The organism is Ruegeria sp. C8, assembly GCF_056537565.1.
Genome location: NZ_JBQFRV010000008.1, coordinates 155577 through 180976, shown reverse-complemented (window position 1 = coordinate 180976; position 25400 = coordinate 155577). Strand labels below are relative to the sequence as shown.

Genomic DNA, 25400 nt, shown 5'->3' with positions numbered 1-25400 from the left:
TCAGCCCCGGCCGATATACGGCATGGTCGTGGCCATCACGGTCATGAACTGCACATTGGCCTCGGGCGGTAGATTGGCCATGTGCAGCACCGACTTGGCGGCATCTTCCACATCCATAGTCGGATCGGGCGTCGCACCGTCGGCAATCGCAGCATCGACTAGCCCCTGCACCATCTGAGTGCGGGCATTCCCGATATCGATCTGGCCACATGCAATGCCAAAATCGCGCCCATCCAGCGACAGGCTGCGCGTCAGCCCGGTGATGGCATGTTTCGTTGCCGAATAGTGCACCGAGTTCGGGCGCGGCACATACGCCGCGATTGAGCCGTTGTTGATGATGCGCCCGCCTTGCGGGGTTTGATGACGCATGATCCGAAACGCCTCACGCGCGCTCAGGAACATGCCGTTGAGGTTGACGCTGACGCTCTGGTACCAGTCCTCCAGTGCGATTTCATCAATCGTACCGCCGGGCGCGAAGATGCCAGCATTGTTGAACAGAACGTCCAACCGCTCGGCCCTGTTGGAGAAAGACCGGAAGGCGCGCGCAACCGCCACCGGATCCGTCACATCCGCAACCAGAGGGATCGCGTTGCGATGCCCTTCGGCCATTTCCACCAATTTGTCTTCGCTGCGGGCAAGAAGACCAACAGTCCAGCCCTCGGTCAGAAACAGCTCTGCCGTGGCTTTTCCGATCCCGGAACTCGCGCCGGTTATGAGGATGGATTTCATGTCTCTTCAGCCTCCAGTGTCAGGGTCGCCGCCGGTATGGCGCGCAGATCATCGACGCGCAGAGGATGGGTGGGTTTGGACAACCGATTACGAACCACCCAGATCAACCGTTCCTGCGCGCGGGTGATGGCAACATAGGCCAGTCGTTTCCACAAGGGTTGTCCGGCCTCGGTTCGGCCCATGCGGGCCGCGGCGTAGATGTCTGGCGCAAAGACCTGCACCGTATCCCATTGCGAGCCCTGCGCCTTGTGGATAGTGACCGCCGCCCCATGCAGAAAGGTCGCGCCCATACGCGCTGCATAGGGGATGAACGGTTCCTCTTCATCCGGCTTTTCGATCTGCACAATCGACGCGGCACTGACTTGAGGGTCCTCGGCCCCCATGACATGCAGGCGAGAGAAACCGGGTTTTCGCCCCGGCCCCAGATAAACCACCTGAGCACCCTTGATCAGGCCGCGCGCCTCAAGATCCAGCCGTTTCTTGCGGTGTTTGAGAGGCAGCTCGATCCCGTCGCAGATTAGCGGCTCACCTTCCAGCAACTCGGTCTCGGGTGCGCCGTGGACCTGCCGGAAGGCCTGGATCAGACGGATGCGCGTTGCGTTGCGCCAGACCAGAACCGGGCTGCGGGCCATCAGGTCGACCTCGACCCGCTGCCCCCAGACCACACGGTCATCGCGACGCGCGGTGTCTTCGACCAGACGCTCGAATTCCTCAAACCCCATGGCGGGGTCGGCAAGCGCATGGGCCAGATCGAGGATGGGATTGTCGGCATCCTGACGGTGTATGCGGTGTAGGGTCAGTTTGCGCGGCTCGGGCAGGGTTTCGAATACCATGCTGCCGGATTGGTTGACCGGTGCCAGCTGTGCTGGATCGCCAAACAGCAGCAATGTCGGGAAGATCTCTTTCAGATCATCAAACTGGCGGTCATCCAGCATTGAGGCTTCGTCGACAAAACCGATATCCAGCGGCTCTTCCCGGCGCTTCCAGCCGGTGATGAAATCCGACCCGCGCAAACCGGCTGCGGCCAGAGCACCCGGGATCGACTTGTTGTTCTGGTAGAAGGCAGCCGCCCGGTCCAGCGCCTCATCCGTCAGGCCTTCGATCTCGGGCCGTTCATCATTGCCCTCAAGCCATTCGGCGATGCGTTCGTATTCCGGGTCGTAGACAGGGGTATAGAGAATGCGATGGATGGTCGTCGCGGGTACCCCCCGCAGGCGCAAAACGCTGGCGGCCTTGTTGGTGGGGGCCAGAATCGCCAGACTGCGTTTGTCGCGAGACTTGCGGCTTTCATAGTCGCCCGAGACGATGTGAACGCCCGTCTCGGCCAGCGCCTTGTACAGTTCCGCCAGCAAAAGGGTCTTGCCCGAACCGGCCTTGCCGATCACGGCCATAACGCCCGATTCACCGTGTCCTGGCAGTTTCAGCAGCGCATCATCTTCAAGGTCCACCCCGGCAGAGCGCAGCATCTCGGCGATGCTGTCATAGGCGGCGGCCTGATCTTCTGAGAAGGTCACGTTGGGCAAAGACATGGCGCGACCCTACAGGGCCGCGCCACCCTTCACCAGATACGGATTTGGGTTTTCAAGCTCCTAAGCCGACAGCGCAAATCGGTGCTGTTTCGCCGGGCCGAACGCGGTTTTGAACCACAGGCGCGAAAGCTCGCGCGGGATGCCCGCCCGTTCGGCCACGCGGTTGCAATCATCCGCGGAATAGGGCCACAGGCCGACCGAGATCTGATCGCGCCCTTTCCCCTCGGACCCCAACACAATCGGAGACGACCCGATCAACCGGTAGATCCGGATCATCCGCGCATCAAAGACGCCGGCGATATGGGTCAGGCCGAACCCCTCCATCATTTCACCGCCGCTCAGCATGATAGCCCCAGCCGTATGGGGGCTGGCTGTGCGCGATAGGCAAAAGCGCGTGACCTCCCAGATCAGAGGGCTGCAGATCGGCTCGCCCTCGTTGAGATGACCGAACACCTCGTTCACCATGACCGGGCCAGTGGTCGGCAGAACCCGCATTGAGCCGCCATGGCTACCATCCGGCTCCTCCCAAATCACATAGAGCGGGTTGAGGTCATCGTATTGATCCCGCTCTTCCCCTTTTTCATTAACGTAAACGTCCCATCCCAGCCGGGTCTTGAACTGATCCGCGCGATCGCGAAACATCCCGTCGGCCAAAGCTGGAAATTTATGCAGCTCATCAGCATACAAATAACGCAACATGACTAATTCCCCTTGTCGTCCTGTGCAGGAACGAAAGGGGTACGAAGTCGTGGTTAATTTACTGTTCTAAGACCGTACGTTGCTTAAACGACTATTAACCCACGGCTGAGCGCGGTCGCGATGGCGTGCGTCGTATTTTGCGCACCCAGTTTCGAGCGCGCGCTTTCAATATAGACCCTTAGAGTGTGTTCCGAGATCGACAGTGAATGCGCAACCTGCGCTCGGCTGAAGCCCTGCGCAAGCAACGTCATCGCATCAATTTCACGTGGGGACAGACCTCGGGTCGCTTCAGGCTGCCTGTCCTTTTCAAACTCCAGTGCTTTGCGGTTGATGTAATGCGCCACGAGAATCAATTCTCGGCCAAAAGTCGAGATGAAATCCTGCCAAGTGCCGTCGTCACAACTGTGATTGACGGTGAACAGCGCAAACTGCCCGTTCGGCCCTCGGATCGGGATCGAATAACCCTGATTGCCCACCCCATGTTCCAATGCATCCTGAAGAAACGCTTTGGACACCCTGCCAGACCAGTCCAGCGATTTCCAATCAACCGGTTGAAATCGTTGAAAACACCCCAGTATCACAGGGTCGATGCGGTGATAGTTTTTTTCTCGATACCGTTCATCCCAGGCATCGGAATAGGTGGTATAGCCGTACTGATCCCCGGCGGCATCCACCCAATGATATGTTAGATGTTCGACTTTCAGACAGTCGCGCAGGCGAATGGCGACCGAGCCAAGCTCATCAAGCGTGCTGGTGTTTTCCAAATCCTTCAGGATCTGACCCAAATCGAGTTCTGTTCCCATCTGCGGGCGCCCGTGCCTTATCTGTCATGGACGCGATCTCGGCTGCGGCAATCAGCTTGGTGTCGTCCAGCTGTTCGGCCAAGGCAGTCAACCCATTCGCAACAGCGAACGCGTTGAGGTCCGACAATACGTCCAGTATCCACTCATTTTGCGCCATTAGGGTCTCTCTGAAACAGTTAACGAAGTGTTAACACAACCATAACATGTGCGATCTTTTTGACCTATTCACCGGTTTCTACTCCCCAAAAATAGTGAGGGGCAAAATTCCAACCTGTTGAAACAAAAAAGGACCCTCCAAGACGGCAAAACACCCGCGTATCGGAGTTCCGATTCGCGGGTGTTTTTTTAGATATTTCAGGATGGGCTTATGGACGCGCGTCCAGAACCTCTTCCAAAGTGCGCATGCCGGTGCGCGGGGCCTGAACCAGAACCGACATGTTGCCCGGCTTGTGCTCGTTGCGCAGCATTTTCATATGCGCTTCGGGCAGATCGTTCCACGCGAACACTTCCGACATGCAGGGGTCCAGACGGCGTTCGACCATCAGCTTGTTGGCTGCTGCCGCTTGCTTCAGATGCGCAAAATGCGACCCCTGCAGGCGCTTCTGGTGCATCCACATGTAGCGCACGTCAAAGGTACAGTTGAACCCGGTGGTACCAGCACAAATCACGACCATACCGCCCTTTTTCACCACGAAGGTCGACACCGGGAAGGTGCTTTCGCCAGGGTGTTCAAACACCATATCAACGTTGTTGCCCTTACCGGTGATGTCCCAGATCGCTTTGCCGAACTTGCGGGCTTCTTTGAACCACTCGGCATATTCGGGCGTGTTGACTGTGGGCAGCTGACCCCAGCAGTTGAAGTCCTTGCGGTTCAGAACGCCTTTGGCGCCCAGCCCCATCACGAAATCCCGTTTGCTTTCGTCCGAGATCACACCGATCGCATTTGCACCGGCCGTGTTGATCAACTGGATCGCGTAAGAGCCCAAACCACCCGAGGCTCCCCAAACCAGAACGTTCTGGCCGGGCTTCAGGTCATGAGGCTCGTGCCCGAACAGCATCCGGTAGGCCGTGGCGAGCGTCAGGGTATAGCACGCCGCCTGCTCCCAGGCCAGGTGCTTGGGACGCGGCATCAACTGTTGCGCCTGCACGCGGGTGAACTGGCTGAACGACCCGTCCGGAGTTTCATATCCCCAGATACGCTGGCTGGGCGAGTACATCGGATCGCCGCCGTTGCATTCCTCATCGTCGCCATCATCCTGATTGCAGTGGATCACGACCTCATCACCGACCTTCCAGCGCTTGACCTTTTCACCCACAGCCCAAACGATGCCCGACGCATCCGAACCAGCGATGTGGTACGGGGCCTTGTGGCCATCAAACGGGCTGATCGGCTGGCCCAGAGCAGCCCAGACGCCATTATAATTGACGCCCGCCGCCATCACGAGGACGAGAACCTCGTTGCTGTCCAGCTCGGGAACATCGACCACTTCCTGCTGCATCGCAGTATTTGGTTCTCCGTGACGCTCTTTGCGGATCGCCCAGGCGTACATCTGCTTGGGCACAAACCCCATCGGAGGGATTTCCCCCATTTCATAGAGGTCCTTTTCGGGTGCCTCGTACGACGCGATACCGCTTTCGGTGTCCAAAGCCATGCTGGCCTCCTTTTCAATATCTTTGCCGCGGCGCAGAATCGCCGCCTCTCCTACAGAGGGATAGGAGGGGTTGCGCAACATTGCAACCATCTTTGGTCTATTTTTGTAATTTTATGACCCAGCGAGTGCAGAAACGTCTTTTGCGGGCGCAGCATTGGCGGATTTCACATGTTCGGGCACTGACTCTGCGTAGTATTGCATAAGATCCTCGCGCTCCCCGGACAGATTCAAAACCCCGTCTTCACGCGTCAGAATGCGCCGTTCGACCATTTGATCCACCGCGCTTGTGATAGCGTCCTCAGCCTCCGCGAACGCAAGACCATCAGATTCCATAAGGGCAAGGATTCGACTTCGCACCTCTTGTTCGGGCATAGGGCCATTCTCGCGCAGCAGCCAGCATGCGGCCGGCCCCGGCACCAAGGGAATCGCCGCGCCAATCCGTTTCATCAACGCGCGGGCTAGGTCGGTCATGACGTCATCACCGGCTCGTGCCTCGAAGTCTTTCAGCGAGATCGGCTTACCATACCGAACCGCAGCCAATCCGAACCGCTTGTAGCGACCGATCAGCCGACGCCAGATCTGCTTGAGGACCCAACTTGTGATCACCCCGATCCGTGCACGAAAACGTCGATCAGTTCCGAGAGCGGCACGCGTGAGGATCGTATCTTCGAGCACGCGATCATAGTTCAGGGCCACCGGCACAAACACGACATCGCGCCCGTCGGGCGAGGTGCCGTCGATAATGTATTTCAGTAGTCCTAGTTTAGGTCGCCCCAAAGCCCCGGTCAGGCTGAGCCCGCCTTCGGGGAACATTGCCTGCGTTACACCCGCTTCGGTCGCGTGGCGGACATAGCTGGCCAGAACCTGGCGATACAGCTCGCTGCCTGATTTGCGCCGGATGAAATACGCGCCCATTGCCCGGATCAACCGGCTGAGCGGCCAAACCCGCGCCCATTCGCCCACGGCATAGGACAGGGCGGATTGCTGCGCCGCCAGATAAGTGACCAGAACATAGTCCATGTTGCTGCGGTGGTTCATCACAAAGACAACTGTCGCCTCGGGGTCGATATCCTTGATCGCGCTTTCATCCTTGTAGCTGAGATGCACGTTGTAGAACGTGTTGCTCAGCAACCGGGACAGACGAATGGCGAAGCTGAAATAGGCAAAAGCCGAAAAGGAGGGCACGATCTCACGCGCGTACCGGCGGGCTTGTTCGAACGCAACGGCTTCGGGGATGCCTTCTTCATGGGCGTGCTGCTGCACCGCTTGCCCGACCTGAGGATCATAGATGAGCCGTTGAATCATGTCGTGCCGCCGCGCCAGCTTGAACGGCTGGATCGGCCGCTGCAGGCGCTGGTTCAACCGAGAGACCGCCCTCTCAAGCCTGCGGCGAAAGAACCAGCGGACGGAGGGGAACAGGAAATGCGAGGCAAAAGTGACCATGGCAAAGACCACGATCAACAGGAATAGCCACAGCGGAAGTTCCACGGTTCTCAACATCGGGCCACACTGCCACCAAACGAGGCGGCTCACAATCTAGACAATTCGCAAATGCCGCAACGCAGCGAATTGACAATGCCTGAAAATTGCGATTTAGAACCCATACACGTAATTTTGTTACCCACTGAAACACGAGGCCCGCCCATGACGCAGATGCAGAAAGACCGCCCCTGGCTGATCCGAACCTATGCCGGTCATTCCACCGCCAAAGCCTCGAACGCGCTGTATCGCGGCAACCTCGCCAAAGGTCAGACGGGCCTGTCGGTGGCTTTCGATCTGCCGACTCAAACGGGCTATGACAGCGACCACACTTTGGCGCGGGGTGAGGTTGGCAAAGTGGGTGTACCGATCTGCCATCTGGGCGACATGCGGGTCCTGTTCGATCAGATCCCGCTGGAGCAGATGAACACCTCGATGACGATCAACGCGACGGCCCCGTGGCTGCTGGCGCTTTACATTGCCGTGGCCGAGGAACAGGGCGCGGATGTCTCAAAGCTGCAGGGCACCGTACAGAATGACCTGATCAAGGAATATCTCAGCCGCGGCACCTATGTCTGCCCGCCCAAGCCGTCGCTAAAGATGATCGCGGATGTGGCCGAGTATTGTTATACCAACGTGCCAAAATGGAACCCGATGAACGTGTGTTCCTATCACCTGCAAGAAGCCGGCGCGACACCTGAACAGGAACTGGCCTATGCGCTCGCCACGGCCATCGCTGTGCTGGATGAACTACGCCCGCGAGTCCCTGCCGAGGACTTCCCTGCCCTGTGTGGGCGCATTTCCTTCTTCGTGAATGCGGGTATCCGGTTTGTCACTGAGATGTGCAAAATGAGGGCATTCGTCGATCTTTGGGACGAAATCCTTCAACAACGCTACGGTGTTGAGAACCCCAAGTTCCGCAGATTCCGTTATGGCGTTCAGGTGAACTCGCTTGGGCTGACCGAACAGCAGCCGGAAAACAACGTCTACCGCATCCTGATTGAGATGCTCGCCGTGACCCTGTCGAAAAAGGCGCGCGCCCGTGCCGTTCAGTTGCCCGCTTGGAATGAGGCTTTGGGCCTTCCCCGTCCGTGGGACCAGCAGTGGTCGATGCGCATGCAGCAGATTCTGGCCTATGAAACGGATCTGCTGGAATATGGAGACCTTTTTGACGGGAACCCGGCGGTAGATGCCAAGGTCGAAGAACTCAAAGAAGGCGCGCGCGCCGAGTTGGCCAATCTCGACTCCATGGGCGGTGCCGTCGCCTCGATCGAATACATGAAGTCCCGACTGGTGGACTCCAATGCAGAACGCCTCAACCGCATCGAACGTAACGAGACCATTGTGGTCGGTGTGAACAAATGGGTCGATGGTGAACCCTCGCCCCTGCAGACCGAGGATGGCGGCATCATGGTCGTGGACCCTGCGGTCGAGCAGGAGCAGATCAATCGCCTGAACGACTGGCGCGCGGAACGCGACGACGCTGCGGTCAAAGGGGCCTTGTCGGCACTGCGTGAGGCTGCGCAGAGCGGTACAAATGTCATGGAGCCCTCAATCGCTGCAGCAAAAGCAGGTGTCACCACAGGCGAGTGGGCCGAGGAAATGCGCAAGGTCTACGGCACCTACCGTGGCCCAACCGGCGTGTCCGGCTCGGTCTCGAACAAAACCGAAGGACTAGAAGACCTGCGCGCGTCGGTCGATGCGGTCAGTGACCGGTTGGGGCGTCGTTTGAAGTTCCTCGTCGGCAAGCCGGGGTTGGATGGCCATTCCAACGGAGCCGAGCAGATTGCCTTCCGCGCCCGCGATTGCGGCATGGATATCAGCTATGAGGGCATTCGCCTGACGCCAGAAGAAGTCGTCTCGGCTGCGTCCGAGGATGATGCCCATGTGATCGGTTTGTCGATCCTGTCTGGCAGTCATCTGCCTCTGGTCGAAGACGTAATGACCCGCCTGAAACAGGCAGGCCTGTCGCACGTGCCTGTCATTGTTGGCGGGATCATTCCGGATGATGACGCAGAAGCTTTGAAGAAAATGGGCGTCGCCAGAATCTACACGCCCAAGAATTTCGAGTTAAACGCAATCATGGGCGACATCGTCGCGCTGGTGGACCCACAGGAAATCGCCGCCGAATAACGGCTCGTTTTGAAAAACTCTTGATGGCTATTCCCGAAATGACGGGAATGGCCTATATCGGCGTGTGAAATTGCTGCAATTCTTGGAATTGCAATCACTCACGTCTGAAAGAGGAAAAATAATGGGACTTGAGCTTGAAAACATGTCGCGCAATGAACTTCTGCAATTGCGCAACGATATCGATAAAGCCCTGGTAAATGCCGAAAAGCGCGAGCGCAAAGCCGCTCTGGAAGCCGCAGAAAAAGCCGCAGCCGAATTCGGATTTTCCTTGTCCGAGCTTTCGGACACCGCGTCGAAAGGCGCCAAGCTACAGAAATCAAAAGCGAAATACCGCAACCCAAACGCCCCAGATCAAACCTGGACCGGCCGTGGACGCAAGCCTCAATGGGTCCATGACGCGCTGAATTCCGGCACCGATATCGCCGAGTTGGAAATCTGAATTTGAGGTCTTTTCAGAAATGACAATCCACATTGGCGCAGAAAAAGGTGACATCGCAGAAACCGTTCTTTTGCCCGGAGATCCCTATCGGGCGAAATGGGCGGCGGAAACGTTTTTGGATGACGCAAGGTTGGTCAATGACGTGCGCGGCATGCTCGGGTTTACCGGTACGTGGAAAGGAAACCCTGTTACCATTCAGGGCAGCGGCATGGGGATGCCCTCTCTTTCCATTTACGTGAACGAATTGATCCGGGATTTCGGTGCAAAGACACTGATCCGCATCGGCTCCTGTGGCGGCATGCAGGACAGCGTCAATGTCCGCGATGTTATTCTAGCCATGACATCGACCACGCTCAGCACGCCGTCCCGGGGCATCATGAAGGAATTGAACTTTGCCCCCTGTGCCGATTGGGGCCTGTTGCTGGCCGCGGCCAAAGCGGCGGCAGCCAAGGGAACACCAACCCATGTGGGCGGGATCTATTCGTCCGATGTGTTCTATGATGAGCGCCCCGATCTGAACGAACAGATGGTGCGTCACGGCATTCTGGGGGTCGAGATGGAAGCGGCCGAGCTGTATATCCTCGCCGCCAGACAAAAATGCCGGGCACTTGCGGTTCTGACCGTCTCGGATCACCTGCTAACGGGCGAGGCCCTGCCCTCATCTGAGCGGGAGCGCAGCTTTGGCGACATGGTCGAGATCGCACTGCAAGCGGCCTTCCCGGACGCAGCATAGAGTGAAACGGGCCGAGCATGTCTCGGCCCGATTTCTATTTGCCGATTGTTTGTCGCAGACATTTCGAAGGACGATCTGATCCGTCGGATCTCGCGCCGCAAAAGGCGCAGACCCACAGATCCTCGTCTCGATGCTGTCGCCAGCGACAATCGCGTGTCAGCGAAGACGTGCGGGACCGCCAGAAGAAATAGGCGAAAACCCCAGCGGCCAGAAGAAGCAGAATAACAGGCATAGTTCTGTTTGGCCCGCTCCAGCCGCAAATGGCAAGGCTGGTGTCACGCCGCGTTGGCGTATTCGAACAACTCAGGCTCTCGCTGATCGTGCGCGCCAACCGGTTCTGGCGTGTAATACGCCCAAACTTGCTCCAACAAGGTCAGAGCTTCCTCGGCGTCGGTTTTCGGTGTGTTTGCTTGTGTACTCATCGGAGTGATCCTGATTTCATCACTCCTCCCTTCTGCGAATATACGGCGTCGGTGGTCCGACGACATCGGACGTTTTTGCAAAGGGGGCATGCGCTTGCCGCAGCACGGCAAGCGCATCGGTCAATCAGACAGAGCGTTCGACCATCATCTTCTTGATCTGAGCAATCGCTGCCGCCGGGTTCAGACCCTTTGGGCAAGTCTTGGCACAGTTCATGATCGTGTGGCAGCGATACAGCTTGAAGGGATCTTCCAGCTCATCCAGACGCTCGCCCGTGGCTTCATCGCGGCTGTCGATGATCCAGCGATAGGCGTGCAGCAAAGCTGCGGGGCCAAGATAGCGGTCGCCGTTCCACCAATAGCTCGGGCACGAGGTCGAACAGCTGGCGCACATCACGCATTCATACAGGCCGTCCAGCTTCTTGCGGTCTTCGATGGACTGCTTCCACTCTTTTGCGGGGCGGTTGGTTTTGGTTTCCAGCCACGGCATGATCGAGGCATGCTGCGCGTAGAAATGCGTCAGATCGGGGATCAGGTCTTTGACCACCGGCATATGCGGCAGCGGATAGATCTTCACGTCGCCCTTGATCTCATCCATGCCGTAGATACAGGCCAGCGTGTTGATCCCGTCGATATTCATCGCGCAGGAGCCACAGATCCCTTCCCGGCACGAACGGCGGAAGGTCAGGGTCGGATCAATCTCATTCTTAATCTTGATCAGCGCGTCCAGAATCATCGGGCCGCAGGTGTCCATATCGACGAAATAGGTGTCGACACGGGGGTTCTGGCCGTCATCTGGGTTCCAGCGATAGATCTGGAACTTACGCAGGTTCTTTGCGCCGTCCGGTTTGGGCCATGTCTTACCGGTGGTGATCCGGGAATTCTTGGGCAGGGTCAGTTGAACCATGTCAATTCTCCATTCAGCCTGTCCGGGCGCGATCGATCGCGCCTCGATTGTGGTGCCCCCAATGGGCAGTGTTCACGTCAAAATCCGCAGACAACCAGTCGGCAATCGCCTGAGGGTCGTCGCGGTCGATATCAAAGCGCAGGAACCTTGGGTTCCCGTCGAAATGGGCCTGCACCTCGGCGTGGTGTATGTCATACATCCGGCGCCAGCCCTGTTTGACCTCGTCTGCGCCCATCCCGTTGGCCTTGCAGCAGCGTTCAAGATAGCCGCCATTGCTGTGCAGCCCGCGCGACGAAATCCAATCCTCGCGATCGCGCGTGTTCAGCAGAAAATAGGCATCCGGATAAGCCGCATGCAACTCGCGGAAAAACCGCGTGCCATCCAGCATGAACCGGGCATTCACAAAGGCAATGTCAGTAAAGGCCCGGACCGAGCCGAACCCATCCAGCGGTTTCCGACCCATGGCGATATTCGTCACCATTTTCTGGGCCAAGTTGTTGCCCTGATCGTCCACCCAATGCACCGACGCGATGCCACTGTTCTGAAACAGCTTGTGCAGCGACGTGGTGGCACAGCGGTTCAGGCCGATCAGGATGATCTTGGGATCCCGCGGACCCGAGGGCAGCTGTTCAACCGTCATGGCAAGCACCCCTCACCGCGCCCGCATGGGGCGTTTGTCGTGTCGGTGGGTATGTGGCGCTTGCACCGCATTGCCTGATGGTTGCTCCTACTTAGAACGTCCGCGCTTTCGGCGCGATTTTCTTGAGGCTGATGCCGCCCTGATCCTCGTTGGTCAGAGGATCAACGATCACCGGACGGTAACTGAGTTCAACCTTGTTACCCTCGACCCGGCTGACGGTGTGGACACGCCAGTTCTCATCGTCGCGCTCCGCGAAATCCTCATGCGCATGTGCGCCACGGGACTCTTTGCGCGCTTCGGCCCCCACGATGGTCGCCAGAGCGCTTGGCATCAGGTTGGTCAGTTCCAGCGACTCCATCAGGTCACTGTTCCAGACCAGAGACCGGTCCGAAACCTTCAGATCGTCCATCTTAGCCGCGATCGCCGTCATCTTTTCGACGCCTTCCGCCATGGTCTTGGCGGTCCGGAACACAGCCGCGTCCTGCTGCATGGTTTTTTGCATCTCAAGCCGCAGGTCAGCGGTCGGGACTGCGCCCGAGGCGTTCCGTACGGCGTCAAACCGATCAAATGCCTTATCAACCGATGCCTGGTTCAGCACAGGGTTCGGCGCGTCTGCGTCCACTACTTTACCGGCTCGGATGGCCGCCGCGCGACCAAAGACGACCAGATCGATCAGAGAATTAGAGCCCAGACGGTTGGCGCCGTGGACCGAAGCACAACCCGCTTCGCCCACTGCCATCAGGCCGGGAACAACTGCGGTTGGGTTGTCTGCAGTTGGGTTGAGAACCTCACCCCAATAATTCGTCGGAATACCGCCCATATTGTAATGCACGGTCGGCAGAACCGGGATGGGTTCCTTGGTAACGTCAACACCAGCAAAGACACGTGCCGATTCCGAGATTCCAGGCAACCGTTCCGCCAGCGCCTCGGCTGGCAGGTGGCTCAGGTTCAAATGAATATGATCCCCGTCATCGCCGTGACCACGACCTTCGCGGATCTCCATCGTCATCGAACGCGAGACATAGTCGCGCGGCGCCAAGTCCTTGTACTGGGGCGCATAACGCTCCATGAACCGCTCACCTTCAGAGTTGGTCAAATAACCGCCTTCACCCCGAGCACCCTCGGTGATTAAGCAACCCGAGCCGTAGATGCCGGTTGGGTGGAACTGAACGAACTCCATATCCTGAAGCGCCAGACCGGCACGGGCCACCATGCCGCCACCGTCGCCGGTGCAGGTATGGGCCGAGGTCGCGCTGAAATATGCACGACCGTAACCGCCGGTCGCCAGTACAACCATCTTGGCGTTGAAGACATGCATCGTGCCGTCGTCCAGCTTCCAGCAGACGACGCCCTGACACTGCCCATCCTCGGACATGATCAGGTCGATGGCGAAATATTCGATGTAGAATTCAGCGTTGTTTTTCAGCGACTGTCCATAAAGCGTATGCAGGATCGCGTGACCGGTCCGGTCTGCGGCTGCACAGGTACGCTGCACGGCGGGACCTTCGCCAAACTCGGTGGTATGACCGCCGAAGGGGCGCTGGTAAATTTTACCCTCTTCCGTACGGCTGAAGGGCACACCGTAGTGTTCCAGCTCATAAACTGCCTTGGGAGCTTCGCGCGCAAGGTACTCCATCGCATCGGTATCACCCAGCCAGTCCGAACCCTTGACGGTGTCGTACATGTGCCATTGCCAATGGTCAGGCCCCATGTTGGACAGGGACGCTGCAATACCACCTTGCGCGGCAACCGTATGTGAGCGTGTCGGGAACACCTTGGTGACACAGGCTGTACGCAGGCCCTGCTCGGCCATGCCCAATGTCGCCCGCAGACCGGCCCCACCTGCACCTACGACGACCACGTCGTATTCGTGGGTTTCATATTCATATGCTGCTGTCATTGTTCTTGTTCCTTATCGCGCGTCACAGGGCCAGCTTGACCAGGGCAAACAGCCCCGCAGCCATCAGCGTGTAACCAAGCGCCCACATCGCAACGAGAGAGATTTTCTCAAGAATGCCATGGATATAGTCTTCGATGGTTTCCTGCGCCTCATACATAAGCTGCTGCAGGCCCACGACCAGCGTCAGAGCGGTGACAATCGCAGGGAAGGGGCGGCTGAAATAGGCCAGAACCTCTTCATACGTGCCGCCGAGGCCTATTCCGAAGGTGATGATAAATATGGGAACCAGCACGGTCAGGATCATCGCGCGCACCATGGTACGCCAATGGGTTTGTGTTCCCGATTTCCCTGCGCCCAAGCCCTGCGCGCGTTTGCGGTCGGTCAGATATCGCATCTCCGTCTCCTTAAACCACAAGCACGGTGAGAATGGTCAGGACTGTGGCACCGATGAACATGCCCATCCCCAGTTTTTCCGAGGTATTCACGTCGAGGCAGTAGCCGAAGTCCCAGAACACGTGACGCAGGCGGCCCAGCGTGTGATACCAAAGCGCCCAGGTCGCGACGATGAGGATCAGCTTACCGAACCAGCTGGTCAGGAACCCGTCGATCAGCGCAAATGCACTTTCCGAAGTTGACGCGGCCAGCAGCCACCAGACAACCAGAATGGCAACGGCAAACACCCCGAGGCCGGAAAACCGGACCATGATGGACGACATGGAGGTCATCTGCGGGCGATAGATCATAATATGTGGCGAGAGCGGGCGGTTGCCCCGATTGACATCGGCCATGGCGGCTCCTCTTACTTTGGCTACCAGACTTTTTACTTGTTTTTGCGCTTCTGTCACGTGCTGCACCTGCAAAAACAGGTAAAATTGCCTCAAAAACGGTGATTTTGACTAATTGTGATCACGCACTTTAAAAGTGTGATCACAAAATACAATGCGATCATTCTATGTTAGCGTTTTCAACGTCGAAGCATTGTGATCACGAATCCCTGTAGATCAGCGAAAACCGGCAGATTGCTGCGTCACCTCGCGTAGCAGCTTTTTACGTATGCGCTCTGGGTAGTCTGCAAACCCTGAGGCCGACACGACAAAAGCCCCCTCTCCGAAGATGACGTTCTCAAAGAAGTAGGCCGTCAGATCCGGTTCACTTTCTTCAATAGCTATGGCGTTTACTGTCACGCCTCGATCTTTCAGAAGGCCATGAATCTGCGTCGGCTCAATCCCTTCGTTGGAAACCCCGTCTCCCGAGATATCAATCAGCAGTCGCCTGCACTCTGCCACTTCGTCAAACCGCAGCAGGGTGGCCTCTAAAGCTTCTCCGATCGCGGTTGAGAAGTTTCGCCAGACCCTTGGATCCTGCGCAACTTGATCAGCAAACTTCTCTAGAGCGATAAAGCTGTCGATTTTCGTCCACGGGATCGTCACTCGCTGGCGGGATTCGCCCGTCCATTGCACCAACATCAATTGCGCCTGCCCGCGCACCAAGGCCTCAGACACGATCGGGTCACGCAACCCAGCGGCGAGGCCATCCATCTGAATGCGGTATTCGCTGCTGTCGACAGAGCCAGAGACATCCACCGCCAAGGCCAGCGCCAGATCGCACGCCCAGGCGGGGCGTGTAAGGCACAGGAAAAGGGTGAGAAAGCGCAGAAACATGCCGCCACCCTAGCACGGATTGCGGTTGCTGTGTTCACATCACTGTAACCCGATTTTAGCGTTTCGGGTTAAACCTGTGACACGAATACCCTGCCACGCTTGCAGCGTTCTCGGGACATTCGTGTCACTTGATGATTCAGGTAAACCCGAAACGCTTTAGATCGGCATCAAGGCCCAATAGTCGAGGTCCAGCAGCACGTCCGACGTGTATTTTCCGTCTTCGCCGCGCAGCTCGAACGGCGCGCCGCCTTTGGTCGCAACCAAACGCAGACGGATTGCTCCAACCCCGGGCACGTCGGTTTCGGCCTTGTCCAGAACCTCGGACCACGCCTTGATCGTATCTCCTGCGAAACAGGGGTTGGCATGTGCGCCGCCATTCAGACCCACGATCATCTGCGCATTGGCGAGGCCGTTGAACGACAAGGCCCGCGCCATCGAGATCACGTGGCCCCCATAGATCAGGCGGCCTTCAGGGCGGAAGGTCAGGTCGAAATGCACCTTGGCCGTGTTCTGCCATAGGCGTGTGGCCAACATATGCTCAGCCTCTTCCACCGTCACGCCGTCCACGTGGTCAATGGTCTCGCCGATCTCATAGTCGCCCCAACGATGCGGCTCACCCGCCAGGGTGAAATCGTAATTCGAGAAATCAAGCCCCTCGGGGATGACCATATCGCTCGGCTCCAGCACTTTCTTCAATTCGGGCACGAGTGTTTCCGGTGCCGGCGCATCCGGGTTTGCCTTGCGCACCATCACCCAGCGGACATATTCCATGACCACTTCGTCCAACTGGTTCAGACCGCGCGTCCGCACCCAGACCACTCCGGTCTTGCCGTTGGAGTTCTGCTTGACCCCGATCACCTCGGACACCGACCGCAGCGTGTCACCCGCATGAACCGGTAGCAGCCAACGCCCCTCGGCATAGCCCAGATTGGCCACTGCATTCAGCGAGATATCGGGCACCGTTTTGCCGAACACGACGTGGAAGGCCGCCAGATCATCAATCGGGCTTTCCTGCAAACCACAGGACCGCGCGAACTCATCCGAGGAATACAGCGCATGACGCGCAGGATAGAGCGCATGGTAGAGGCCGCGCTCTCCTTCCGTCACGGTGCGCGGGACGGCGTGCGGCAGCACCTGTCCGACGGAATAATCCTCAAAAAAGCGGCCCGGATTGGTTTTTGCCATTATTGCTGTCCCAGTTTCATCTCAGGTGAATAGTCCGCGTCGACCTCTTTGGTCACGGCCTGCGCGCACCGCATGACGTTGTTGGCCTGATCGAAGGCATAGGAGGGATCGCCATAAAGCTCCCACCCTTTTGCCAAGGCATCCGACACTTTGTGACAGAAGGCCGAGGTGTCCTCCTCGGTCAGCAGGCGATAGAGTTTTGCCATTCTTTAAGGTCCTTATCATCCAAATGGAGACGGGCCGACCAGCCCGTGGATATAGCCGATCACGCCCAGCAGCACGATCGAGGCAACAAAGAACATCGCGTCCATGCCATAGGTGCCGGGTTCGCCAGGGGTCCAGTCGGGTTCGGATTTGTTGATCACGATCACTTCGACCACAGCCCAGGCCAGCAAACCACCGAACAGGATGATCGACGCCAGATCGCCATTCACCAGCAGATGCGCAAAGGCCCACAGCTTGAACCCGCCCAGCATTGGATGGCGCAGCTTGTGCAGCAAGCGGCCTTTCTTAGGGGCCGGGCTCATCATGTAGATCGCGATCAGCACCAACAGGTTGTTGATATGGGTCATGAAGCTTGGCGGTGCCCAGACATAGATGAACTCGGTCATGCGGTAACCGAAGATCATCAACAAGATCGCGGCCACCAGCGCCAGCGCCACAGCCCCTTTGCCGCCATCGCCCATAGCCGCGCGTTGCGCAGGCATGACGCGTTTGAACAGATGTGCGGCCCACCATAGCGCCACACCAAGGATCAGAAGAACAAAGCCCATGCTGGCTTACCCCGCTTGCAAAGCTGAAATCGCCTCCGCTTTTGCCAGAATTTCGCGGGCAGTTACAACATGCAGGTTTTCAACGATCTTGCCGTCAACCACGGCAACACCCTGCCCTTGCGCCTCGGTTTCCTCAAACGCGCTGATCTGACGGCGGGCGAGGTCTATCTCGTCATCCGACGGGGCGAAGGCTGCATTGGTGACCTCAATCTGCGCCGGGTGGATCAGCGTCTTGCCATCAAAGCCCATATCGCGGCCCTGTTCGCATTCCGCTGTCAAACCGTCTGTGTCCTTGAAGGCGTTGTAGACGCCATCAACGATGATCAGCCCTTCGGCCTTGGCCGCCAGCAGACATAGGCCGAGCGAGGTCATCAGCGGCAGACGGTCGGGACGGAACCGGGTTTGCAGGTCCTTAGCCAGATCGTTGGTCCCCATCACGAAACCCGCCATCAGAGGATGCGCTGCAATCTCAGCTGCGTTCAGCATACCACGCGGGGTCTCCATCATGGCCCAGATCGGCAGGTCCCCTGTGATCGCGGCCAAAGCATCCACATCCGCCGCCGAGTTCACCTTGGGCAACAGAACCGCATCGGCATCCATCTCGCGCACGGCTTTGGCGTCATCTGCACCCCACGGAGTATCCAGCCCGTTGATGCGCACGATCTTGACCCGAGGGCCGTATCCGCCAGCGGCCAGCGCTGCCTTGAGCGTCTCGCGTGCATTGTCCTTTTCGTCGGCAGACACCGCATCTTCGAGATCGAAGATGATGGCATCAACCGGCAAGGTGCGGGCCTTGTCCAAGGCCCGGTCGCGCGAACCGGGAATGTAAAGAACCGAGCGATATGGGCGCTGACGCGGGTGCATTGGCCTCTCCCGTTGAAATAATATTGCGCAGAAAGGGGCATTTTTCTCAGGAAAGTTCAAGGTAAAAATCGCCGCAACGCAGCATAAATGACGCAACGCTCTTTGCTTTAACGCAATATCGCCCTCTTGACCGCAGGCTTTAGGCGACTGGTGACAGATGGGGTCAGAGATGAAGAAGACAGTTTTGAAGATGACAATCGGGCTGGGAATCATGGTCCTCGCGGCGCAACAGGTTCAGGCGCAGCCACGCAATTGCGCCCCTCGGGCCGATGTTTTGCAACGCCTTGCGGAAGACTATGGCGAAACGCGCCGGGGGATCGGCATTGCCCGCCAGGGTGCGGTGATGGAGCTGTTTGCCTCGGACCAATCTAGCAGCTGGACGATCACGGTGACCCTGCCGGACGGAATGACCTGCCTTGTAGCCTCGGGGCGGGCCTATGAGCAGATGGCCGATGTCCTGCCGCCAAACACCTAAGTCAGTGCGTCCCAGATCAACTTGCCTCCGGTCAGGGTCAGCAACACATAGGCGATACCAAAGAACAGGCGTTCGGACAGCATGAAATGCGCCCGGACGCCCAGCCAGGCTCCCAGAATGGCGAACGGGGTCAAAAGAAGATCCGCTAACGCCGTGTGCCAGGTGAACAGGCCGAGATAGGCGTAGGGCACGAATTTCGCTGCGTTGATCACCCAGAACACCAAAACGGTCGAGGCCTGAAACTCGGTCTTAGACAGGCGCTGGGACAACAGATAGACGGCAGCCGGTGGACCTCCTGCATGGCTGACGAAACTGGTAAACCCCGCGACAAGCCCCGCGAACAGACCAGCAGAGGCAGGCAACCGGCGGGTGAAGCCGCGTATCCAGCCTTTGCTTTGGGCGACGTGCCAGATCACGAACCCGACCGAGATCCCTCCGATCAGCAGGCGTAGCAGGTCGTCATCTGTCACGCGGTATAGCCAGGTGCCCAGCAGAACACCCGGAACCGCGCCCAGGATCAGCAGACGTGAATCCGGCCAACTCCAGCGTTTCCAATAGGGTCCCAGCGTGGCCACGTCGATCACCATCAGGATCGGCAGCATCAGCGCCAACGCCTGCCCCGGAGTCAGTATCAGAGCCAGAATCGACGACGACGCAAAGGCCACGCCCGAGCCAAACCCACCCTTCGAGATGCCCGCAAAGATCACCGCCGGGATCGCGACTGCAAAAAACATCAGGTTCAATTCAAACATGCAGCGTCCCGGGAATTGGCTTGTTTCACAGGCGGTTTAGCGCAACCGGATTGGGGATGGCAAACGGTATGCGGTGGCATGCCGCGCCGCAGGACCCTTGCGCAAAAGCCATTTAACGACTAGCAAACCCGCGATTTCAATACCGACCGGAGATATTCCAAATGGCCAGACCCAAGATTGCGCTGATCGGCGCTGGGAACATCGGCGGCACGCTTGCGCATCTTGCAGCTGTCAAAGAACTCGGTGACGTCGTCCTGTTTGACATCGCTGACGGACTGCCTCAGGGCAAGGCGCTCGACATCGCCGAGTCCGGCCCATCCGAAGGCTTTGACGCCGCAATGTCAGGTTCCAGCGACTATGCGGACATCGCAGGCGCGGACGTGTGCATCGTTACCGCAGGTGTCGCCCGCAAACCGGGGATGAGCCGCGATGACCTGCTGGGCATCAACCTGAAAGTTATGAAATCGGTCGGCGAAGGCATCGCAGCCCACGCGCCCGACGCGTTCGTGATCTGCATCACCAACCCACTGGACGCGATGGTCTGGGCTCTGCGCGAATTCTCAGGCCTGCCGCACAACAAAGTTTGCGGCATGGCTGGCGTTCTGGATTCCGCCCGATTCGCACATTTCCTGTCGGAAGAATTCAACGTCTCGATGCGCGACGTAACCGCCTTTGTTCTGGGCGGCCACGGCGACACCATGGTACCGTCGGTGCGCTATTCGACCGTCGCCGGCATCCCGCTGCCCGATCTGGTCGAGATGGGCTGGACCACGCAAGAGAAACTGGACGCAATCGTTCAGCGCACTCGTGATGGCGGTGCCGAAATCGTTGGCCTGCTGAAAACCGGCTCAGCCTTCTATGCGCCTGCGACCTCGGCGATCGAAATGGCCGAAGCCTACCTGAAAGATCAGAAGCGCGTTCTGCCCTGCGCGGCCTATTGCAACGGCGAGTTCGGCGTTGACGGCATGTATGTAGGCGTTCCGACCGTCATCGGTGCAGGAGGCATCGAGCGTATCGTCGACATCAAGTTGAACGAAGACGAACAAGCGGGCTTTGAAAACTCGGTCAACGCCGTGAAGGGCCTGATTGAGGCTTGCAAAGGCATCGACGGCTCGCTGACTTAAAAACAGGAATTGAGACAAATTCGGGCGGACTTTTTGGTCCACCCGAATTTGTTCGATGCTACCTGCTCTCACTCGCGTTTGCTTCGACTAGGGGCAACCCACCATAGTGCGCGGCAAGTCGTTGCTCGGTGCTTATGACACGCTGCTGTGAAAGCGGCTCATAGTCTGATGGTCGGTTCATTTCGAAAAAATGTGTGCCGCCTTCCCCTAAAAATGGCACCCTTGCGCAATCAGCCGATGCCTTTTGGACAATGTCAAAAACAGGCAGGCAACCTCTGCGTTCGGCCTCGTCAAACCGCAAAGACAATTCTACAAGCCGTCGACTGTTGAAAGGTGAAAGATAGAAGTGCTGCCACAAGGCGGGAAAAGATGCTCCGACTGTCGAATTATAGTAGACTTCTAAAAACATAAAGTCGGCTGCTTTTTCCATCGCATTGGCTGGAAGGGTAGCTTGCCATGCAAAAAAATCTCCTTCGAAATGCTTACAGATATCTGAATTGTACGATCGCCGAGGCACAATGAGCATCCGTTCAATCTGCCATTCCGCGTCACTCCACATGGCCTTGGGCTTAAACACATAGACAGCACGTAAAAGGTCGGTTTGATGCCCCCTCAAGATAAGGTGATCGGACGGAATAGCGTTGGTTGCTCCGGTCACATACTCTTTTGGAGGGGCGGTATCGGACCCGTGCGAAATCTGATAAGCTTGCGCCAGAAATCTCTGCTCCCAGCGCTTAGTTTCCTTCCCAAAACGCGTTCCCAAAACGACATGCGGAGTGTTTAGGCTTTTGGCAACCGCAGCACCGACATGGGCGTCTACTTTAGAATTGTAGTTTTTCACATGCGTGTAGAAAAAAGGAATTTTGTGCAAACTTTCGCGGCCAACTGCCGCCAAAATTCGACTATCTCTTCCTCCCGTAATCGGCATGGCGCACTTGTGGCGTTCGGTGATCTTATCAATGTTGAAAGCCAGTCGCTTGGTGATTTCGTCATAGGTTTCGGCATGGTTCGAATTTTCAAGCGAGAACACCTCATCTCTAGGCCAGAACCTTTCAACGTCAAATGTGTTTAGGTTCAGGTAGAAATTTGGGTTCAACCGCTTCACCTTTTCATCACAAGTGTGAAATAGCGAATACCGTGTGGGAAGTTCGGCTAAACAGTCCGCTTGATATCGAATGTTTGGAACAACCTCTCGGTCAATCGCGAGCAGCGGTGAACTTGCGACGCGCTGCGCGTCGCGTTCGTAAACCGCGCCAATCATTCCAACTGGATCGGTATACAGGCGCTCTTCACCGCCGATCTGCAGGAAAAAGGCGAACCGGCCTGCACACTCGTTCAAGTATCGCTCGAATTTTCTCCATGCATCGCCGTCTCGGGTCGAAAACGGCAGCATTTCATCGCCATCGATCAAACCTTCCGGACCAACAGCGACCCCCAGCAAATAGCCAACCACGAGCCCATCCGAATCCTCTAGTTCGCAAACTGGAAGATCCTGCCCGACATGCAGTTGTGACGCACCAAATTTCAAGCTCTTCAAAAAGCCGACACTAAGTCCGGTTTTGTCCAGAACATATTGGAACCTGAATACCTCGGGCAGGTAACGTCGCTTAAGACTCCAAAGCCGTTCCGCCTCAAGCATTGATCACTCCAAAATCAGGTACACTATTAGCATATCCTCTATAGGCAATGCCAACTGGCCAAGAAAGTGATTTTGCGCCAAAGCTGCGAAGGAACAAAATATTGAAAGAATCAGTCTGAATATTTGTGATCACACCTTAAAATACTGTGATCACAAATATGGAAAATCTTCGCTAAAAACCACTCCGAGTTCAAAAAAGCCTTTATAATTGCGCCCTAGACACCTCTATATCGGTTTAATCGTAGTCAGACGGGACAATTTCGATGAACATTCACGAATACCAAGCCAAGGCGCTTCTTCGCAGCTATGGCGCTCCGGTCTCCGACGGTCGCGCGGTTCTGCGCGCCGAGGAAGCCAAAACCGCAGCCGGTGAGCTGGACGGCCCTTTGTGGGTTGTGAAGGCGCAGATCCACGCAGGTGGACGCGGCAAAGGCAGCTTCAAAGAGGCCGACGCAGGTGAAAAGGGCGGTGTCCGTCTGACCAAGTCGGTGGAAGAAGCGGCCGAGGAAGCAAAGAAGATGCTGGGTCGCACTCTGGTCACCCACCAGACTGGTCCCGCGGGCAAGCAGGTCAACCGCATCTATATCGAAGCCGGTTCCGGCATCGAGCGAGAACTGTATCTGGCCCTGCTGGTAGATCGCCAAACCAGCCGCATCTCTTTTGTCTGCTCGACCGAAGGTGGTATGGATATCGAAGAAGTGGCCGCGTCCACGCCTGAGAAAATCCTCTCATTCTCGGTGGACCCTGTGACCGGCTATCAGGCCTATCACGGCCGCCGCATCGCGTTCTCGCTGGGTCTGGAAGGCGCGCAGGTCAAACAATGTGTGCGCCTGATGGGCATCCTCTACAAAGCCTTCGTCGAGAAGGACATGGAGATGCTGGAGATTAACCCGCTGATCGTCTCAGACAGCGGCGACCTCAAGGTGCTGGACGCCAAAGTCGGCTTTGACGGCAACGCAGTTTACCGCCATCCCGACATCTCCGAGCTGCGCGACGAGACCGAGGAAGACCCCAAGGAACTCGAAGCCTCCAAATACGACCTGAACTACATCGCGCTGGATGGTGAGATCGGCTGCATGGTCAACGGTGCTGGTCTGGCGATGGCGACGATGGACATCATCAAACTCTACGGTGCCGAGCCGGCCAACTTCCTCGACGTGGGCGGCGGTGCGACCAAAGAGAAAGTGACCGAGGCGTTCAAGATCATCACCTCGGACCCGAACGTCAAAGGCATTCTGGTCAACATCTTCGGCGGCATCATGCGTTGTGACGTCATCGCCGAGGGCGTTGTTGCCGCGGTGAAAGAGGTCGGCCTGCAGGTTCCGCTGGTCGTGCGTCTGGAAGGCACGAACGTTGAGAAAGGCAAAGAGATCATCAACACCTCTGGCCTAGACGTGATCGCGGCGGACAACCTAAAAGACGGTGCCGAGAAGATCGTGAAAGCCGTGAAAGGCTAAGCCCAATTCCGTGGAGTGGGTTTCGCCCCACTTTTCCGAAGAATTCTGGCAGGCCCTGGCCCGCCTTAAATAGGAGAACGCCAAATGGCAGTCCTCATCGACGAAAATACCAAAGTGATCTGTCAGGGCTTTACTGGCTCGCAGGGCACATTCCACTCTGAACAAGCCATTGCATATGGCACTAAAATGGTCGGCGGCGTGACCCCCGGCAAAGGCGGGATGGAGCATTTGGGCCTGCCCGTGTTCAACTCGGTCCACGAAGCCAAGCACGTGACCGAAGCCAATGCCTCAGTGATCTACGTGCCGCCGCCCTTCGCGGCTGACTCGATCCTCGAAGCAATTGACGCCGAGATGGAAGTGATCGTCTGCATCACCGAAGGCATTCCGGTTCTGGACATGATGAAGGTGAAGCGCGCGCTCGAAGGCAGCAAATCGCGCCTCATCGGCCCGAACTGCCCCGGCGTCATCACACCTGACGCCTGCAAGATCGGCATCATGCCCGGCCACATCCACAAGCGTGGCTCGGTCGGCGTTGTGTCCCGTTCGGGCACTCTTACCTATGAGGCCGTCAAGCAGACCACCGATGTGGGTCTGGGCCAGTCCACCTGCGTTGGTATCGGCGGCGACCCGATCAAAGGCACCGAGCATATCGACGTGCTGGAATGGTTCCTGGCGGATGACGAGACCCACTCGATCATCATGATCGGTGAGATCGGTGGCTCGGCCGAAGAAGAAGCCGCACAGTTCCTGGCGGATGAGGCCAAGAAGGGCCGCAAGAAGCCGGTTGCCGGTTTCATCGCAGGCCGCACAGCCCCTCCGGGACGCCGCATGGGCCATGCAGGCGCGATTGTCGCGGGCGGCAAAGGCGGCGCCGAGGACAAGATCGAAGCCATGCGCTCGGCCGGTATCGTTGTGGCAGAAAGCCCGGCAACGCTGGGTGAGGCCGTGCTGGAAGCGATTGGGTAAATGATCAACTGCCGGGCATACGCTCTAAGGGCGGCGCCCGAAAAAAGGGTGGGCGCGTTGCGTCCATCCTTCTCATCTTTAGCTTGGCTGTGGTCTTTGTTCGCGACTGCGATGTTCGCATTTTCTACCGCTGGGCAAGCCAAAGCAATGGAATGTGAAGTTCGAATTGGCTGGTCCAGTGAGGGTCAGTTTATTCAGGACGAGGCTTGCGGCATACACAACGTTGCCAAGGCAAAAGGTTTTTTTGACCTCGAGCTATCGGGGAGCAAAAAATACCAGTTCCGCTTTCGCGCAAACAAAGAATCCGCCAAGGATGAAATAGTGCAACGCGTTGGTTATGTTTGCGATTTGATAGGCAGCGACAGGGCCGTTTTCTCAGCCAATCGCGGAAGGGAGCGTGCGCTGATCGTTTCTTTTTCATGTGACGACGCAAGGGGGTGAA

The 25400-nt window shown here is 57.5% G+C and carries 27 protein-coding genes; 8 read left to right on the top strand and 19 right to left on the bottom strand.

Translation table 11 applies throughout. From position 1 onward, the window contains the following. From ACR0KL_RS12720 to ACR0KL_RS12695, 6 genes are all read right to left on the bottom strand, one after another. The gene (locus tag ACR0KL_RS12720) at window positions 1-729 is read right to left on the bottom strand and encodes an SDR family oxidoreductase (protein ID WP_170678769.1); all 729 of its coding nucleotides are present in this window, start codon (window positions 727-729) and stop codon (window positions 1-3) included. Then, a complete protein-coding gene (locus ACR0KL_RS12715; RefSeq protein ID WP_170678767.1) occupies window positions 726-2258 on the bottom strand; it encodes an AAA family ATPase in 1533 nt (510 codons plus the stop codon). The genes ACR0KL_RS12720 and ACR0KL_RS12715 overlap by 4 nt, the downstream gene beginning before the upstream one ends. Window positions 2259-2318: 60 nt before the next feature. Then, on the bottom strand, window positions 2319-2957 hold the full coding sequence (locus ACR0KL_RS12710; RefSeq protein ID WP_170378937.1) for an acyl-homoserine-lactone synthase: 639 nt from the start codon (window positions 2955-2957) through the stop codon (window positions 2319-2321). Window positions 2958-3040: 83 nt separating this feature from the next. Beyond that, on the bottom strand, window positions 3041-3760 hold the full coding sequence (locus ACR0KL_RS12705; RefSeq protein WP_170678765.1) for a LuxR family transcriptional regulator: 720 nt from the start codon (window positions 3758-3760) through the stop codon (window positions 3041-3043). A gap of 365 nt (window positions 3761-4125) precedes the next feature. Beyond that, on the bottom strand, window positions 4126-5412 hold the full coding sequence (ccrA, locus tag ACR0KL_RS12700) for a crotonyl-CoA carboxylase/reductase (RefSeq protein ID WP_480777108.1): 1287 nt from the start codon (window positions 5410-5412) through the stop codon (window positions 4126-4128). 111 nt (window positions 5413-5523) lie between these two features. After that, entirely contained in the window at window positions 5524-6912 is a 1389-nt protein-coding gene (locus tag ACR0KL_RS12695; protein ID WP_480777107.1) for a 1-acyl-sn-glycerol-3-phosphate acyltransferase, read from the bottom strand. A 144-nt stretch (window positions 6913-7056) separates the two neighbouring features. Here ACR0KL_RS12695 and ACR0KL_RS12690 point away from each other — a divergent pair, with 144 nt between their 5' ends. From ACR0KL_RS12690 to deoD, 3 genes are all read left to right on the top strand, one after another. After that, window positions 7057-9024, top strand: coding sequence for a methylmalonyl-CoA mutase family protein (locus ACR0KL_RS12690; protein ID WP_480777106.1), 1968 nt, complete (start codon window positions 7057-7059; stop codon window positions 9022-9024). A gap of 121 nt (window positions 9025-9145) precedes the next feature. Further along, a complete protein-coding gene (locus ACR0KL_RS12685) occupies window positions 9146-9463 on the top strand; it encodes an H-NS histone family protein (RefSeq protein ID WP_480777105.1) in 318 nt (105 codons plus the stop codon). 19 nt (window positions 9464-9482) lie between these two features. Next, window positions 9483-10196, top strand: coding sequence for a purine-nucleoside phosphorylase (gene deoD / locus ACR0KL_RS12680; protein ID WP_480777104.1), 714 nt, complete (start codon window positions 9483-9485; stop codon window positions 10194-10196). A 275-nt stretch (window positions 10197-10471) separates the two neighbouring features. Here the strand turns inward: deoD and ACR0KL_RS12675 are convergent, their stop codons facing one another. The 11 genes from ACR0KL_RS12675 to ACR0KL_RS12625 form a co-directional block, all read right to left on the bottom strand. After that, window positions 10472-10618, bottom strand: a complete 147-nt coding sequence (locus ACR0KL_RS12675) for a hypothetical protein (RefSeq protein ID WP_170678755.1) — start codon at window positions 10616-10618, stop codon at window positions 10472-10474. 124 nt (window positions 10619-10742) lie between these two features. Continuing rightward, window positions 10743-11522, bottom strand: a complete 780-nt coding sequence (locus ACR0KL_RS12670) for a succinate dehydrogenase iron-sulfur subunit (protein WP_170462678.1) — start codon at window positions 11520-11522, stop codon at window positions 10743-10745. Window positions 11523-11535: 13 nt separating this feature from the next. Beyond that, window positions 11536-12162, bottom strand: coding sequence for a sulfotransferase (locus ACR0KL_RS12665; RefSeq protein ID WP_170678753.1), 627 nt, complete (start codon window positions 12160-12162; stop codon window positions 11536-11538). Window positions 12163-12253: 91 nt separating this feature from the next. Next, complete coding sequence (gene sdhA, locus ACR0KL_RS12660) at window positions 12254-14062, bottom strand: succinate dehydrogenase flavoprotein subunit (protein WP_170378956.1); 1809 nt, start codon at window positions 14060-14062, stop codon at window positions 12254-12256. A 22-nt stretch (window positions 14063-14084) separates the two neighbouring features. Next, window positions 14085-14456, bottom strand: a complete 372-nt coding sequence (locus ACR0KL_RS12655; RefSeq protein ID WP_170642777.1) for a succinate dehydrogenase, hydrophobic membrane anchor protein — start codon at window positions 14454-14456, stop codon at window positions 14085-14087. Window positions 14457-14466: 10 nt separating this feature from the next. Then, a complete protein-coding gene (gene sdhC / locus ACR0KL_RS12650) occupies window positions 14467-14850 on the bottom strand; it encodes a succinate dehydrogenase, cytochrome b556 subunit (protein WP_170378960.1) in 384 nt (127 codons plus the stop codon). A gap of 213 nt (window positions 14851-15063) precedes the next feature. Next, window positions 15064-15723 carry a DUF1194 domain-containing protein gene (locus ACR0KL_RS12645; protein ID WP_170468976.1) on the bottom strand — a complete coding sequence of 220 codons (660 nt, stop codon included), beginning with the start codon at window positions 15721-15723 and terminating at the stop codon, window positions 15064-15066. 156 nt (window positions 15724-15879) lie between these two features. After that, window positions 15880-16908, bottom strand: coding sequence for a MaoC family dehydratase (locus tag ACR0KL_RS12640; RefSeq protein WP_480777103.1), 1029 nt, complete (start codon window positions 16906-16908; stop codon window positions 15880-15882). Next, window positions 16908-17114, bottom strand: a complete 207-nt coding sequence (locus ACR0KL_RS12635) for a DUF1737 domain-containing protein (RefSeq protein ID WP_170378966.1) — start codon at window positions 17112-17114, stop codon at window positions 16908-16910. Before ACR0KL_RS12635 ends, ACR0KL_RS12640 begins: the two co-directional genes overlap by 1 nt. Before the next feature lie 15 nt (window positions 17115-17129). Next, window positions 17130-17681 (bottom strand): NnrU family protein, encoded by a 552-nt coding sequence (locus ACR0KL_RS12630; protein ID WP_170378968.1) that lies wholly within the window; start codon window positions 17679-17681, stop codon window positions 17130-17132. 6 nt (window positions 17682-17687) lie between these two features. Continuing rightward, window positions 17688-18545: an HpcH/HpaI aldolase/citrate lyase family protein gene (locus ACR0KL_RS12625; RefSeq protein WP_170378970.1), complete on the bottom strand. Its 858-nt coding sequence runs from the start codon at window positions 18543-18545 to the stop codon at window positions 17688-17690. A gap of 169 nt (window positions 18546-18714) precedes the next feature. On the opposite strand from ACR0KL_RS12625, the gene ACR0KL_RS12620 reads away from it, so the two are divergent. Beyond that, a complete protein-coding gene (locus tag ACR0KL_RS12620; protein WP_170378971.1) occupies window positions 18715-19020 on the top strand; it encodes a hypothetical protein in 306 nt (101 codons plus the stop codon). Here the strand turns inward: ACR0KL_RS12620 and ACR0KL_RS12615 are convergent. Beyond that, complete coding sequence (locus ACR0KL_RS12615; protein ID WP_170378973.1) at window positions 19017-19772, bottom strand: sulfite exporter TauE/SafE family protein; 756 nt, start codon at window positions 19770-19772, stop codon at window positions 19017-19019. The two genes, ACR0KL_RS12620 and ACR0KL_RS12615, sit on opposite strands and share 4 nt — an antisense overlap. Window positions 19773-19933: 161 nt before the next feature. On the opposite strand from ACR0KL_RS12615, the gene mdh reads away from it, so the two are divergent. Further along, window positions 19934-20896 carry a malate dehydrogenase gene (gene mdh / locus ACR0KL_RS12610; RefSeq protein ID WP_170468993.1) on the top strand — a complete coding sequence of 321 codons (963 nt, stop codon included), beginning with the start codon at window positions 19934-19936 and terminating at the stop codon, window positions 20894-20896. Window positions 20897-20954: 58 nt separating this feature from the next. Here mdh and ACR0KL_RS12605 read toward each other — a convergent pair whose 3' ends face one another. Beyond that, complete coding sequence (locus ACR0KL_RS12605) at window positions 20955-22535, bottom strand: hypothetical protein (RefSeq protein ID WP_170553556.1); 1581 nt, start codon at window positions 22533-22535, stop codon at window positions 20955-20957. Between the two features lie 263 nt (window positions 22536-22798). Between ACR0KL_RS12605 and sucC the strand changes: the two genes are divergently transcribed. From sucC to ACR0KL_RS12590, 3 genes are all read left to right on the top strand, one after another. After that, the gene (sucC, locus tag ACR0KL_RS12600; protein ID WP_170678745.1) at window positions 22799-23992 is read left to right on the top strand and encodes an ADP-forming succinate--CoA ligase subunit beta; all 1194 of its coding nucleotides are present in this window, start codon (window positions 22799-22801) and stop codon (window positions 23990-23992) included. A gap of 84 nt (window positions 23993-24076) precedes the next feature. Next, complete coding sequence (gene sucD / locus ACR0KL_RS12595; RefSeq protein WP_170378979.1) at window positions 24077-24958, top strand: succinate--CoA ligase subunit alpha; 882 nt, start codon at window positions 24077-24079, stop codon at window positions 24956-24958. Beyond that, window positions 24959-25399, top strand: coding sequence for a hypothetical protein (locus tag ACR0KL_RS12590; RefSeq protein ID WP_480777102.1), 441 nt, complete (start codon window positions 24959-24961; stop codon window positions 25397-25399). It begins immediately after the preceding gene. Window position 25400: the final 1 nt, after the last annotated feature.